Source organism: Amycolatopsis sp. NPDC052450 (assembly GCF_044547565.1).
Lineage (GTDB): Bacteria > Actinomycetota > Actinomycetes > Mycobacteriales > Pseudonocardiaceae > Amycolatopsis.
This window is the reverse complement of record NZ_JBIUAQ010000052.1, coordinates 1-13449: the sequence shown is the minus strand read 5'-3', so window position 1 is coordinate 13449 and position 13449 is coordinate 1. Positions and strand designations below refer to the sequence as shown.

The 13449-nt window shown below is 67.9% G+C and carries 12 protein-coding genes; 9 read left to right on the top strand and 3 right to left on the bottom strand.

Annotation, left to right across the window (positions count from 1 at the left end):
• Positions 1 to 510 precede the first annotated feature (510 nt).
• The 8 genes from ACIHAO_RS41720 (at position 511) to ACIHAO_RS41685 (ending at position 10057) form a co-directional block, all read left to right on the top strand.
• The gene (locus ACIHAO_RS41720) at positions 511 to 1932 is read left to right on the top strand and encodes an FAD-dependent oxidoreductase (RefSeq protein ID WP_396567662.1); all 1422 of its coding nucleotides are present in this window, start codon (positions 511 to 513) and stop codon (positions 1930 to 1932) included.
• Positions 1910 to 3031, top strand: coding sequence for a Gfo/Idh/MocA family oxidoreductase (locus ACIHAO_RS41715; protein WP_396567660.1), 1122 nt, complete (start codon positions 1910 to 1912; stop codon positions 3029 to 3031). The genes ACIHAO_RS41720 and ACIHAO_RS41715 overlap by 23 nt, the downstream gene beginning before the upstream one ends.
• A complete protein-coding gene (locus ACIHAO_RS41710; protein ID WP_396567658.1) occupies positions 3028 to 4218 on the top strand; it encodes a hypothetical protein in 1191 nt (396 codons plus the stop codon). The genes ACIHAO_RS41715 and ACIHAO_RS41710 overlap by 4 nt, the downstream gene beginning before the upstream one ends.
• Positions 4219 to 4322: 104 nt before the next feature.
• Positions 4323 to 5681 carry a UDP-glucose dehydrogenase family protein gene (locus tag ACIHAO_RS41705; RefSeq protein ID WP_396567656.1) on the top strand — a complete coding sequence of 453 codons (1359 nt, stop codon included), beginning with the start codon at positions 4323 to 4325 and terminating at the stop codon, positions 5679 to 5681.
• 68 nt (positions 5682 to 5749) lie between these two features.
• A complete protein-coding gene (locus ACIHAO_RS41700) occupies positions 5750 to 7381 on the top strand; it encodes an MFS transporter (protein WP_396567654.1) in 1632 nt (543 codons plus the stop codon).
• On the top strand, positions 7335 to 8327 hold the full coding sequence (locus ACIHAO_RS41695) for an isopenicillin N synthase family dioxygenase (RefSeq protein ID WP_396567652.1): 993 nt from the start codon (positions 7335 to 7337) through the stop codon (positions 8325 to 8327). Before ACIHAO_RS41700 ends, ACIHAO_RS41695 begins: the two co-directional genes overlap by 47 nt.
• Before the next feature lie 96 nt (positions 8328 to 8423).
• Positions 8424 to 8828 carry a YciI family protein gene (locus tag ACIHAO_RS41690; RefSeq protein WP_125792066.1) on the top strand — a complete coding sequence of 135 codons (405 nt, stop codon included), beginning with the start codon at positions 8424 to 8426 and terminating at the stop codon, positions 8826 to 8828.
• A complete protein-coding gene (locus ACIHAO_RS41685; RefSeq protein WP_396567650.1) occupies positions 8828 to 10057 on the top strand; it encodes an RNA polymerase sigma factor in 1230 nt (409 codons plus the stop codon). Before ACIHAO_RS41690 ends, ACIHAO_RS41685 begins: the two co-directional genes overlap by 1 nt.
• Positions 10058 to 10137: 80 nt before the next feature.
• Here the strand turns inward: ACIHAO_RS41685 and ACIHAO_RS41680 are convergent, their stop codons facing one another.
• Positions 10138 to 10995 (bottom strand): DUF11 domain-containing protein, encoded by an 858-nt coding sequence (locus ACIHAO_RS41680; protein ID WP_396567648.1) that lies wholly within the window; start codon positions 10993 to 10995, stop codon positions 10138 to 10140.
• Positions 10996 to 11143: 148 nt separating this feature from the next.
• A complete protein-coding gene (locus ACIHAO_RS41675; RefSeq protein ID WP_396567646.1) occupies positions 11144 to 11815 on the bottom strand; it encodes a hemerythrin domain-containing protein in 672 nt (223 codons plus the stop codon).
• Positions 11816 to 11925: 110 nt separating this feature from the next.
• Here ACIHAO_RS41675 and ACIHAO_RS41670 point away from each other — a divergent pair, with 110 nt between their 5' ends.
• The gene (locus ACIHAO_RS41670) at positions 11926 to 12360 is read left to right on the top strand and encodes a MarR family winged helix-turn-helix transcriptional regulator (RefSeq protein WP_396567722.1); all 435 of its coding nucleotides are present in this window, start codon (positions 11926 to 11928) and stop codon (positions 12358 to 12360) included.
• A gap of 81 nt (positions 12361 to 12441) precedes the next feature.
• Here ACIHAO_RS41670 and ACIHAO_RS41665 read toward each other — a convergent pair whose 3' ends face one another.
• On the bottom strand, positions 12442 to 13269 hold the full coding sequence (locus ACIHAO_RS41665) for a class I SAM-dependent methyltransferase (RefSeq protein WP_396567644.1): 828 nt from the start codon (positions 13267 to 13269) through the stop codon (positions 12442 to 12444).
• Positions 13270 to 13449 lie beyond the last annotated feature (180 nt).

The window sequence follows — 13449 nt, the reverse complement described above, 5'->3', positions numbered from 1 at the left end:
CTACCCGAAGGTTGCCCACGCGCTGGTCAGGAAGTCAGGCTGGCCCCAGTCGGTCCCCACGCCGGCCACCTCGGGGGAGGCTCGGGAATACCGGGCCCGAAGAAAAATGAGCAAACCGGAAGAGTCCGCACGATCATCGTCAAGGGCGACGGTGAACCCGGCGGAAACACCCGGTTCATCTCGGAAGGCATCCACTGAAATCTCTGCTTTGAAGACCGGATGACGCCTGACGTCGCCCGCATCGGGGCCGCATCTGCTGATTCCGAAGAGAAAACCTCGTGCGCCGCACATCTGAGCACACACGAGGAATGAAAGCTGCGATTCCAGCAGCGAACCGGCGGTTCGCAGACCGACGCGCCGCGCCGATCGTATCGGCCCGGTGACCGTGCGTGGACATAAGCAACAGCCATGCCTCGCGGCGGTATGACCCGGTCTCGTTCGAACCCGGTCGTCCATGAATGGCGAACATCGGATTGTGGAGCGTTGTTGATGCATAGCGGGCAAAATGATGTGGCCGAGAGGCAGGTCGTCGTCGTCGGGGCCGGTAATGCGGGTCTTTGCGCCGGTATAGCGGCACTGCAGGCCGGCGCGACCTCCGTCAGCGTCCTCGAAGCCGCGCCGAAAGAACTGCGCGGCGGGAACAGCTCCTTGACCAGGACCATGCGTTTCTCCTGGCAGGGAAGCCCCTTCATCGCGGCCTTGTTGCGGGAGGCGGACAAAGGCCGGGTCGAAGAGATCCTGGACGGCCGGTCGGGGTACTCGGACGAGCAGTACGCCGCCGACTGGCTGCGGGTGTGCGGCGACCAGGTGGACGTCGCCCTGATCGAATCGATCGTCCGCCGTTCGACGGAAACGATCACCTGGATGCGCGACTTCGGGCAGCGCTGGGCGCCGCGGCCGACCCCGCTCCCCGGTGACGTTCCGATCGTGCTCGACGGCGGCGGTCAGAGCCTTCAGGACCGAAACTTCACCCGGTTCGAACAGCTCGGGGGAACGGTCTTCTACGACAGTGCGGTCACCGGCTTCGAGAAGACCGCCGACGGCCGGTACCTGGTCCATGGAACCGGGCCCGCCTTCCCGGTGATCGCCGACGCGCTGGTGCTGGCATCGGCGGGCTTCGAAGCGAACACCGGGCTGCGTGAACGTCACCTCGGCGAAGAGTGGCGGGACGTGAAGCTGCGCGGGGTTCCGTTCAACGAAGGCGCCCCGCTGGCGGCCGCCGTCGAATTCGGCGCCGACACCGCGGGCAACTGGGAAAAGTGCCACACCACGCCGCAGGGCATCAAACTGCCCGATTACATGCTGCCAGGGCAGATGCACAAATCCCACGGCCTCGCCAGGTACGCCTTCCCGCTGGGTGTCGTGGTCAACCGGGAAGGGCGCCGGTTCTTCGACGAAGACGGCGGCTACAGCAACCTCACCTACGTCACGCTCGGGCAGAAGATCCAGGAACAGCCGGGACGGATCGCGTTCCAGATCTTCGACGACAAGGTCGTCTCGGCCGGGTCGCTTCCGAACGGTTACCTCGGCGATCCGGCGTCGGTGACCGTCTCGTCGATCGAGGAAGGCGCCCGGCGGCTCGGCATCGACGCCGCGAATCTGGCCGCCGAAATCGAGCGCCTGCATTCCGGCAGCACGGAGAAGCGGCTCGACACGCCTCCGTTCCTGTTCGTTCCGGTGGTCTGCGGCCTGACCTTCACCTACGGCGGGCTGTCCGTGACCCCAGGCGCCGAGGTGCGTGGCGGCGGCGAACCGATCGACGGTCTCTACGCGGCGGGTGTGATCGTCGGCGGCCTTTACGACCAGGGCTACCCGGGCGGTACCGGTCTGATGGCGGGGGCCGTGCTGGGCCGGGCCGCGGGCACGTCCGCCGCCCGTCACTCCATCCGGTCGCGGGGAGGGGAAGCCCGTGTCGGCACTGTCGCTGGCTGAAAAGACGATCGTCATCGTCGGGCTCGGCAAGATCGGGTCCCTGTACGCCGCGTGCTACGGGCAAGCGGGCCACCGGGTCCGCACCGTGGACCTCGGCGACGGCGCCGACTGGGACCGGGTGGACGAGGTGCCGGATCCGTCGGACGTCGACGCCTGGGTGGTCGCCACCCCGACGGCGACCCACCTCACCGTGGTCGACGAGATCCTGCGGCTTCAGCCCGACGCGCGGATCCTGCTCGAGAAACCGGCCTGCTATCCGGACGAACTCGACGCCCTCGTCCGCACGGTCCTGCGGCATCCCCGCGCCCGGATCATCGTCAACGACGTCTATTCCCACAGCGAAGCCGTGCAGCGTTTCGCGGCGTCGGTGCGGGAAGCCGGTGAATTCGATCCGATCCGGAAGGTCACCATCGAATTCACCAAGAACCGCGAGTTCGACGTCGCGAACGGCAGGTTCGTGGACACGCAATACGGCGAAGCCGGCTACGAGGGCTTCCACATGTTGAGCATTCTGCGCGCGGTCCTGCCGGCCGATCAGTATCGGACGTATCTGCGCACGGCACCTTCGTCGGTGACGGCGGAGATGCGGGTTCTGACCTCGGCGATCGGCCTTCCGGACGTCGAGCTCTACACGTCGTCGACCGGCGCCGTCGCCTTTCCGGCACTGGCCGGATTCGCGTTCCCCGAGGATGTGTCGAGGGATTTCATCGCCCCCGCCGCCATCCCCTACGGCTCCGAATTCCGGTATCGCTTCGCCGACGTGGAATTCCACTCCGGCAAACACGTCACCCTGGTCTTCGAACCGTTCTTCGGCTCGGACCTCGACCACAAGAACATCCACGCCGTTCACATCCGGCACGCCGGCGACCTGCTGGAACCGGTGGCGGCGCGCCATTTTCTGATCACCGTCAACCATTTCAAGGAGGCACTTCTGACGCAGCTGGACCTCTTGGGGCACCTCGACGAGGGCACCACGGTGACCCGGCCGGCCGAGCACCGGTTCCTCGCCGCGCTGGGTTCGGCGATGTTCACCGGCACCTTCCCGCAGACAACGGAAAACGACCACGAAGAGTTCGCACGAATTGGGAGCGAAGCATGACGCGTAGCATTGAGGACCTTTCGACGCTGTTGCGACCGGCCAAGGACATGCTGGCCGAAGTCTCGGACCGGGAAGCGGCGCTGACCGAGGTCACGAGCCAGCTCAAGAACGACGACGCCGCCCGCGCGTTGTTCGGGAAGGTGTGCCGATTCGAGGCGCCCTTCACCGCGAGCTGGATCCACGGCCCCGGCGACAAATCCCCTTACCTGTCACTGGAACTGGCCGCGGCGTCCCTCGACGACGACCGGCATCGCGCCCTGCTCGCCGACATCGTGCTGTCGACGTCGCCCTCCATTCCCTACGACTACCGGGCGCTGGCCGCGGAAAAACTCGTCCAGGTCGGAACGGGTGAGTTCGCCGACGCCCTCCAGGAGGTCGTCGACTCGTACGAACCGTTGCCCAACCGTGGCCTCCAGGCCAAGATCGCCGTTCCCACCGACGGCATCGACCACCTCTTCGAGATCCCGGAAACGGTGTCCGGCAGGCTCGACCTCCTGATCGCGGCCAGCAAGGCGAAGACGCTGGAGACCAGGCACCGGTTCGCCGTCCGGGTCCTCGCGAACGGCGTCCTGCCGTCGGAACCGGTCGGCGACGCGGAGCGGCTGATCCTCGAAGACGTCGGGACGACCATGGTGGTGGCGTCGGACTACCTCGTGCCGTGGGACCAGGAATTCCCCGGGGAGCACGGCTCCGGCCTCACCCTCGCGGAACTGGTGCGCATCACGTTGATGTGCGGTGAATTCTCGCTTCCGGACACGACCGTCCGGCCGATCCTGGTCGACTTCTACCGGTCGGTGCTGCGGACCTGCGGCCGTTCGATCATCGGCCTCTCGGCAGGCGTCTTCCACGTGGAGCACGGCACGCTCGCCACGCCCTCGTACTACTACCAGGGCCGCGACGCGATCCTCGGCAAGGGCTGCGTGATCGACTGCGTCGGCGGGGCGGTCCTGCAGGCGGGTTCGTTCCTCGGCGGCGGCTACATGCCGATCCTGATCCACACCCACAAGCACATCCGCAAGGGCGGTCAGGCCGCCGCCTCGGAGCGCAAGCAGATCCTTCCGTGCATTTTCGCCGCGGAAGCGGGCGCTCGCTATCCGATGGACGCCATCGGCCTGTTCGAAACCGTGGACTACCTCGGCAAGGAGACCCCGTACGAGGGAATCCGGGCGATCCCGCACGACGCGTGACGCACCACTTGTTCGGCTGAGCACGAAATCCGTATCTCGCGATGCCATCGGGCAGGGCGGCTCCGTCCTGCCCGATGGCATCGAAAAACTGGAGGGTGAAGAGAATGGGTTCAACATCGGGGGCCAAGGTCGCCGTGATCGGCGCGGGCTATGTCGGTCTCACGACGGCCGCTTGCCTCTCGTCCTTGGGGCATCAGGTCGTCTGCGCGGACGTCGACCAGGAGAAGGTCGACGCGTTGCGGCGCGGTGAGGCGACCATCAGGGAACCGGGTATCTGCGAACTGGTGGTGGACGGACTGGCGTCCGGGCGGCTGGACTTCGTGCTCGGCGCGAGCGCGGCGGCGGCCGGGGCGGACATCGTCATCCTGTGCGTGCCGACGCCGATGAGCGTCACCGGCGCGGCGGATCTGACCACGCTGGAGTCCGTCGTGACCGAGGTGCGGGATCTGCTGCCGACCGGCTGCGTCGTGGTGAACAAGTCGACGGTCCCCGTCGGCACGGCGGCCAGTGTCGCGCGCCTGATCGACCGGGCCGACGTGGCGGTCGTGTCCAATCCCGAATTCCTGCGTGAGGGGTTCGCGGTCCACGACTTCCTGAACCCCGACCGCATCGTGGTCGGCTCGGCGGATCGTGACCCGGTCTCCGCCCGCCGTGTCGCCGATCTGTACGAGAAGCTCGACACCGCCGTCCTGGTGACCGATTCCGCCAGCGCGGAGATGATCAAGTACGCGTCCAACTGCTACCTGGCGACGCGTCTGTCCTTTGTGAACACCGTCGCCGAACTCTGCGAGTACCTCGACGCGAACGTCGACGACGTGACGGCCGGGATGGGGTACGACGCGCGGATCGGCAAGGCGTTCCTGCGGCCGGGGCCGGGCTGGGGCGGCTCTTGCCTGCCGAAGGACACTTTCGCGCTGCTGCACATCGCGGAATCCGCGGGCAGTGACTTCGCCCTGCTGCGAGCGGCGATCGAGACCAACCTGAAGCAGCAGGATCTGGTGGTGGACAAGGTACGCAAGGCCGTCGGCGGGAACCTCGCCGGCACCCGGATCGGCCTGCTGGGCCTGACCTTCAAGGCCGGGACGGACGATCTGCGGGATTCCCCGGCACTGGCGATCGCGGCCCGGCTGGCCGCCGAAGGCGCGGACCTGTCCGGCTACGACCCCAGCGTCCACGCGCCGGTGGCGGGCGTGACCGACAACGTGCGGATCACCGGCACCGCCTATCACGCCGCGAAGGGCGCGGCCGCGATCGTGCTGCTGACCGAATGGCCGGAGTTCCGCGCCCTCGACTGGCCGCGGATCGCCGACCGGCTCGACGGCCGGGCCGTCATCGACACCCGGAACCTCCTCGACCCGGTCGCCGTGGCCAGGGCGGGGCTCTCGTATCAGGGCATCGGCCGTCCGGACAGCACCAGGAAGCCGTTGCCCCGCACCGCCGGCATGGTGCGGCAAGCAGGGTGATCCCGGGGTGGACGACGAGTGGCCTTGCTCGTCGTCCCGCCCCTCCGGCGTCGGGAACAGGAGGACGGATGCCGAAGCGAACCAAGTCCTGGTCCGCGCTTTTCGCACTGTGCCTGGGTTTCTTCATGGTCATGCTGGATATCAGCATCGTGAACATCGCGGTGCCGTCGATGGTGCGCGAACTCGGCACCGACCTGACCGCGGTGATCTGGGTGACCAGCGTGTACCTGCTCGCCTACGCCGTCCCGATCCTGCCTGCCAGCAGGCTGGGTGACCGGTTCGGGCCGAAGCGCGTCTTCGTCGCCGGTCTGCTGGTGTTCACCGCCGCCTCGTTGTGGTGCGGGCTTTCCGGCGACGTGGAAACGCTGATCGTCGCCCGCGCGGTGCAGGGTTTCGGCGCCGCGTTGCTGACCCCGCAGACCACGGCCTTCATCACGCATTTGTTCCCCCCGGACGAACGCGGTCCGGCGATGGGCGCCTGGGGCAGTGTCGCGGGCCTCGCCATGATCGCCGGTCCGGTGCTGGGCGGCGTGCTCGTCGACAACTTCGGCTGGGAGTGGATCTTCTTCGCGAACGTTCCGGTCGGGCTGGTCGCGCTGGTGCTCACCCTCGTCCTCGTCCCCGACTGGCGGCCGGGGAACTCCCACCGCTTCGACGTTCCCGGCATCCTGCTCTTCGGCGCGGGTCTCGTCTGCGTCGTCTTCGGTATCCAAAATGGACAGACCTACGGCTGGGGCACGGTCGGCGCCGGGATCTCGATCTTCGACATCATCGTGGCCGGTGTGCTGCTGCTGGGCGGTTTCGTCCTGTGGCAACACGTCAACCGCCGCGAACCGCTGCTGCCGCTGCGGATCTTCCGGCACCGCGACTTCTCACTGGGGACCGCGTCCGCGGTGGCGGTCGGCTTCGGGATGACCAGCATGCTCCTGCTGCTCGTCATCTACGTGCAGTCGGTACTCGGCCTGTCCCCGGCCGAAGCCGGCCTGCTCATCGCGCCGCTCGCCATGGTGTCCGGCGGTGTCGCGCCGTTCGCGGGACGGCTGTCGGACCGGGTGAATCCCAAGTACCTGCTGATGTTCGGGCTGCTCTCCCTGTCCGGTGGTCTCTGCGTCCTCTCGCTGGTGATCATCCCGGCGAGTTCGCCACAGGCCCTGATCCCCACCCTGCTGCTCTGCGGTCTCGGCGTCGGCTTCACCTTCTCCCCGATGAACAACGTGACCATCAACTCGGTCGGCCGTTCGCTGGTCGGCAGCGCGTCGGGCATCTTCAACACCGCGCGCCAGGTCGGCGGGGTGCTCGGCGGCGCGGCCGTCGGCGTACTGCTGCAGGCACAGACCAGCGCCTCGATGCCCATCCGGGCGAACGAGGCGGCGGCCGCGCTGCCCGCCGAATTCCGGCAGCGCTTCGTCAGCGGCTTCACCGGTGAGGCCGGGTCCGCGGCCGCCGCCACCGAGTTCGGCGGCTCCCCCGCGGTACCGCCCGACCTGCCGTCCGACGTCGCCGGCCAGGCACGGGAACTGGCCGCACAGATCACCGGGGCGGCGCTCACGGACGCGGTCAAGGCCGCCTTCCTGCTTCCGGTCGGCGTACTGCTCCTCGGTCTGCTGTGTTCGGCGGGCTTGCGAGGCACCCGGCGCGGGCTACCGTCACATCATGACCCTCGTACCGACAGTCGACCTGAGCAGCTGGAACGACGGTGACCGCGCGGAACTCGCGCACACCGTCGACGAGGCCCTGACGCGTGTCGGATTCCTCCAGGTCGTCGGGCACGGCATCCCGCGATCGACAATCGACGACATGCGTGACGCGACCGCAGCCTTCTTCGCGCTGCCTGTCGAGGAGAAGCTCCGGTCCGCGCCTGCCGACCGCGCCTCGGATCGCGGATACGCGGCCGAAGGCACCGAAGGGCTGGCGTACAGCCTCGGCGAGACGACACCTCCTGACCTGTCGGAGTCGTTCGTCATCGGCGCGGAGAAGATCGACGGCGAGGATCCGTACGGCTTCTTCGCCCCCAACATCTGGCCTGAGCTGCCGAAGTCCCTTCAGCCTGCCCTCACCGAATACGAGGCCGAAGCGCACCGCGTCGCACGAGTGCTGCTGGAGATCTTCGAGAAGGCGCTCGGGCTCCCGGACGGCTACCTCGGCGCGTACACGCGGCATCCGACGCGCACCCTGCGGGTCAATCACTTCGAGCGCCGCGCCGGCGCACCCGAACCACTCCCGGGGCAGATGCGGCTCGGCGCGCACACCGACTACGGCATCGTCACCGTCCTCTACGCCGATCCCGTCCCCGGCCTGCAGATCCACGGCCCCGACGGCACCTGGCACGACGTCATCCCCGCCGAGGGCGCGCTGGTGGTGAACCTCGGCGACCTCACCGCGCAGTGGACCAACGACCGCTGGCGCTCCACCCTGCACCGGGTCGTGCCGCCGTCCGGGCCTGGTCCGTCACAGCGGAGAAGCGTGGCTTTCTTCTTCGACGGCGACCACGACGCGCGTTTCGAATGCCTCCCGACCTGCCGGTCCGCCGAGAATCCGCCGAAGTATCCGCCGGTCCTCGGCGGTGCGCACCTCTACGCGAAGATCACCGGCGGACGGACCCTCGAACCGGCCGACGCGATGAACACCGCCGCCGACCGCAATTGAGGAAGAATCATCGGCGGACGGTGTCCGGTCCTGTCCGGCGGCTCCGACGTCTCCGGCAGAAGGCACCGAAGCGGTGCCCGCCGAGAGGAGCAAGCCATGAAGTACATGATCATGATGATGGGGTCGCAGAAGGACCTGGACAGCATCGGCGGCAACTGGAGCGCCGACGACATCACGGCCCTGCACGAGTTCATGGGCAAGTGGAACAACGACCTGGTCGAATCCGGCGAGTTCGTCGACGCGCAGGGCCTCTCCCAGCCGGCGCACGCCCGCCGGATCTCCCTGCGTGACGGCGCGCCCGTGGTGACCGACGGACCGTATGCCGAGACGCAGGAGGTCCTGGTCGGTTACACGACCGTCGACTGCGCGAGCTACGACCGCGCGACCGAGATCGCGGCGAAACTGGCGAACACCCCGTATCCGGAAGGCACCGACCTCGGCCGCGACTGGTACGTCGACATCCGGCCGTGTGCCGACAGCTTCGAAGAACTGGAGCTCTAGTGCCGGACACCGGCATCGAGGGCCTGCTGCGCGAGCTGTCGCCGCAGGTCCTCGGTGCCGTCGTCCGCCGCTACGGCCACTTCGACCTGGCGGAGGACGCGACACAGGAGGCGCTGCTCGCGGCGTCGATGCAGTGGCCCGCCGAAGGGCGGCCCGACGATCCGCGCGCCTGGCTCATCACCGTCGCCTCACGGCGGCTGACCGACCTGCTCCGCGCCGAGCAGGCGCGGCGCCGTCGTGAGGACACCGTCGTCCACCGTGCGTTGCCGGAAGAGCAGCTCGCCCCCGCGGCGGACCGGCGGGCCGCCGACTCGGACGACACGCTCGTCCTGCTCTTCCTGTGCTGCCATCCGTCGCTCTCGCCCGCGTCGCAGATCGCGCTGACCCTGCGGGCGGTCGGCGGCCTCACCACGGCGGAGATCGCCCGCGCGTTCCTGGTCCCCGAAGCGACGATGACCCGGCGGATCACCCGCGCGAAGTCCGGCATCAAGTCCAGCGGTGTCCCGTTCGGCATGCCACCGGCGGCGGACCGCGCCGCTCGGCTCGACGCGGTACTCCACGTGCTGTACCTGATCTTCAACGAGGGTTACGCCAGCACGTCCGGCCCGGATCTGGTGCGGAGCGATCTTTCCGGCGAAGCCATCCGGCTGACCCGGATCGTCCACCGGCTGATGCCGGACGACAGCGAGGTCACCGGGCTGCTCGCGCTGATGCTGCTCACCGACGCGCGCCGCCCGGCGCGGACGGGGCCGGACGGCGCGCCGGTCCCGATGTCCGAACAGGACCGGAGCCGGTGGAACACCGAGTACGTCACCGAGGGCGTCGCGCTGCTGTCCGAGGCTTTGCCGCACGGGCCGACCGGGCAGTTCCAGATCCAGGCGGCGATCGCCGCACTGCACGACGAGGCGCCGAGCGCCGAAGAGACCGACTGGCCGCAGATCGAGGCCCTCTATGAACTTCTGCTGCGGCTCTCCGACAATCCCGTGGTGGCGCTGAACCACGCCGTCGCCGTCGGGATGGCGCGAGGTCCGCGCGAAGGGCTGGCGGCGCTGGAAAAGCTCGGCGACCGGATCTCCGGCGACCACCGCTTCCACGCCGCCCGAGCGCATCTGCTCGAGATGGCCGGGGAAATCGCCGAGGCCGTTGAGTCCTATGTGGACGCCGCACGGCGGGCGGCGAGCCTGCCGCAGCAGCGGTATCTGCACTCACGCGCCGCGCGCCTGCGCTGAAGTACGCTGGAGGTGATGCGAAAGCCACTTTCGCAACCTTGAAGGTTGCGAAAGTGGCTTTCGCATCACCTGCCCGGGGCCTAGCAGCTCAGCAGCAGCCCGGTGACGGCCGTGCAGGTCGACGTCGACGTGTTGTTGGCCGCGTTCGGGTCGGCGACGGAGCTCTGCGTGATCTTCGCGGTCGTCTTGACCTGTCCGAGGGACAGCAGTCCGGCGGCCACCGAGAACTTGGCCGTGACGCTGGCTCCGGACGCGAGCGACGAGAAGTCGCAGTTGACGGTCTTCGTGCCGCTCGGGTTCGAGCAGGTGGCCGAACCGGTGAAGCCCAGCCCGGTGCCGAGGGTCGACACCACCCGGATCCCGGACGCCGCGGCCGGGCCCGTGTTCGTGACCTTGACCGTGTAGTCGATCGACGACGTCAGGATCCCGCGCGGGGAAGCGGTCAGCGTGACACCGAGGTCGGCGGCGCTCGGTGTGCCGGTGATGGTCAGCACGGGACCGTCGAGGATCTCGAAACTGTAGTTGTCACCGACGAACTGGTGCTGCAGGGTGACGCTGCCCAACGGGGCGTCGTCCTTGACCCGGAAGGTGAACACCACGGTCTTGCTCTGGCCGGGGGTCACCGTGCCGACTCCGCCGCGGATACTGCCGCCGAGCATGTCGCAGGCGAACGCGCCGGGGCAGGACACCAGGTCGACGATGCCCGGCAGCGAGGATTCCTTGCCGTAGAGCGTCGCCTTGCCGCCTTCGATGGTCGACGTGGCATCGGCGTTGTAGACGGTTTGCGTGACGGTGAATGTCTGTCCACGTTGGACAGTGGTCGGCGAGACCTCCACCGCGCTGGTCGGCGGGGCCGCGTTCGCGGAAGCGGGTGCCACGAGCATGATCGTGGCCACCGCGGCCACCAGAGACAGAAGTGAGGCTCTTCGAAGCTTCATGGGTTCTCACTGTTCCGGTCGGGGGCGTCGCGCCGATCGGTGCGGACAACGATCAGTCGCCGAGGAACCGGCATTCGTTACCGGTGTCTCCGGCCGAGCGGCCCGGCGCTCTCACCCGCACGGAGTAACCGCGCCGCTTGTTCCCTGGTCACGGTGACGTCGTATCGTCACCGCGGAGCGCGGGGAGCAGATTCGCCTCCTCGTAGGCGAAATGCTCCTCCAACCCGTTCGCGACCCGATCGAACTCCTCGCGCAGCGCTGCACTTTCGACTTCCCCCTTGCCCTGCAGCAACTCGTCGAGGTCACGCAGTGCGCGGGACACCGTTTCGTGCTCCTGGCGCAGCCGGTCCAACGCCGGCGCGAGCCAGGGATGGGCCTTCTGGATCGCGGTGAACGCGCCGTCCTCACGGAGATGGTGCATGCGCAGGCCGTTGCAGAACGTCACGCAATGGCCCAGCAGTTCGCGCCGCAGGACCGGTCGGCCCGTGAGCTGTTCGCCGCCGAGTTCGGCCCGCGCGGCCGCCAGCGTCTTGCGGAGTTCACCGTGATGGACGAGCAGCTGATCGGCGATCGCCCGGCCGCGGGCGGCGTCGACCTCCAGCAGGTGCAGCGAGACACCGCGTTCCTCGCCTTCGAGCGGCACCGCCCGCGCGGCATGCGGGACCCCGTCGATCTCGAGTGTCGCTTGTGGACTGACGAGGAGATCTTGGTACCAAGGCGAATCGACGTCCGGCGCGTACGCCAGGTACCGGCTCCCGGAGCGGCGGCAGTCGACGTCGACAGTGCGAGGACGGCCGGTTCCGGCATCCGCGGTGGTCATCAGCAACGGTACTCCCCAGGTAACATCATCGAGAAAGCTATTTTGCTTTGCAAGCAAAGCCTCTTTGCTTGCAAAGGTATCCAGGAGGGGGACCGGTGTCAACCGAGGACATGGAAGTCGACGACGCCGTGCGGGCCTTGCTGCTGCTCATGCCACGCATGGTCGGCCGCGCGAAGCGGCTCAAGATCCCCGAAGAACTCCAGTCGCTGTCGCTGGCTCCGCGTCACTTGTCGCTGTTGTCGTACCTGCTCTTCGACGGGCCGATGACGGTGAACGAACTGGCCGAACGGCTCGAGGTCGCCCCGACCACGGTGAGCCTGATGGTCGGCGAACTGACCAAGAAGGACGTGCTCGACCGGCGCGAGGACGAGGCGGACCGCCGCCGGCGGATCGTCGCCATCAGCGAACGGATGCGGCCCGCGATCGACGGCTGGCTCGCGCAGGGCGCCCGCGCCTGGCAGAAGGCGCTCGCACCGCTGACCCCGGCCGAACGGCGCATGTTCATCGACACCTTGCGCGCCTACGAAGACGGACTGACCGACTAGGAGGAGCGGCGCGCTAAGCCGTCGAGGCGGCGAAACCCACCCCTGGGCCGCGATCGGGACGATCGAAGTGCGCGAACCGCTTTAGCCGGTGATCCGCGCGGTGACCTGGTTGTCGGCGTACGTGTAAGCCACGTATTCGAATTCGGTGCCGGTGCGCTCGACGTATTCCAGCCACGCCTTGTGCTCGTGCCGCCGCCAACCGGGATAATTGAAGAATTCGTCGAAATGCACGATGCTGCCGGGCCGCAGTCGCGGGCCCGCCAGATCGAGTACGGTTTTCGCCGAGCTGTACAGGTCGCCGTCCACATGAAGGAAATCGACGACACCTTCGTGCCGTTCGAGAAAGCCGGGAAGCGTGTCGGCGAAAAGACCGACGACGAGTTCGGCGCCGGGGACGTCCGGCAGGTCGTCGCGGGCGAACGAGCCGGCGGGCATCCCGTTGAGCCAGTTCTCCGGCAGTCCTTGGAACCAGTCGAACCCGTAGGTCTCGACACCACCGCGCGCCTTGGCGATCACCCGCAGTGTGTTCCCGCTCGCGACGCCGAATTCGAGAGCCATCCCTCCTGACGGGGCAAGGGAAAGCGCGTACGCGAGAGTCTCCTGTGGACGCGCGAAGTGCCGGGTTCCGGTCAGCTGCTCGCGAGCGAACCGATTGCTGTCCCGCGCCGCGTCCTGATCACCCGCGTAGATGATGTCGCGGCGGCTCCGGATTTCGAACTCGACGACCCGGTCGAAACAGCGATCCCCTTGCCGGACGATCTCCGCGCGCAGTTCCGCGGCGACCCGTTCCAGTTCCTCCGTATACGGATCGTGGAATCGCCGGGCGAGCCGGTGCAGGCCCCGGCCGAGTGTGCCGCGGGCCGATCGGCGCAAGGTCTTCAGTGCTGAATGGGGTACCAGGTGACGCATTCCGGGACGGTACACCATCACCGTTCGAGTGAACGGGTGCAGAACACCCGGGGGGCCGGTGAAGGACCCCTTCCTGTACCTAGGCGTCCCGAGTCGGAAGTTCGTGTGGTGATTCGGCGTGGTGCCGAAGGATCTTGTTCTTGCTTCGCGCGGTGAAGATGCTGTCGCCTGAGGCCGTGA

What these genes read in the sequence shown, in the direction of transcription:
- ACIHAO_RS41710 (WP_396567658.1), top strand. Translation starts at nt 3,028, where the DNA reads ATGACGCGTAGCATTGAGGACCTTTCGACGCTGTTGCGACCGGCCAAG.
- ACIHAO_RS41705 (WP_396567656.1), top strand. Translation starts at nt 4,323, where the DNA reads ATGGGTTCAACATCGGGGGCCAAGGTCGCCGTGATCGGCGCGGGCTAT.
- ACIHAO_RS41700 (WP_396567654.1), top strand. Translation starts at nt 5,750, where the DNA reads ATGCCGAAGCGAACCAAGTCCTGGTCCGCGCTTTTCGCACTGTGCCTG.
- ACIHAO_RS41695 (WP_396567652.1), top strand. Translation starts at nt 7,335, where the DNA reads ATGACCCTCGTACCGACAGTCGACCTGAGCAGCTGGAACGACGGTGAC.
- ACIHAO_RS41690 (WP_125792066.1), top strand. Translation starts at nt 8,424, where the DNA reads ATGAAGTACATGATCATGATGATGGGGTCGCAGAAGGACCTGGACAGC.
- ACIHAO_RS41680 (WP_396567648.1), bottom strand. Translation starts at nt 10,995, where the DNA reads ATGAAGCTTCGAAGAGCCTCACTTCTGTCTCTGGTGGCCGCGGTGGCC.
- ACIHAO_RS41675 (WP_396567646.1), bottom strand. Translation starts at nt 11,815, where the DNA reads ATGACCACCGCGGATGCCGGAACCGGCCGTCCTCGCACTGTCGACGTC.
- ACIHAO_RS41670 (WP_396567722.1), top strand. Translation starts at nt 11,926, where the DNA reads ATGGAAGTCGACGACGCCGTGCGGGCCTTGCTGCTGCTCATGCCACGC.
- ACIHAO_RS41665 (WP_396567644.1), bottom strand. Translation starts at nt 13,269, where the DNA reads ATGCGTCACCTGGTACCCCATTCAGCACTGAAGACCTTGCGCCGATCG.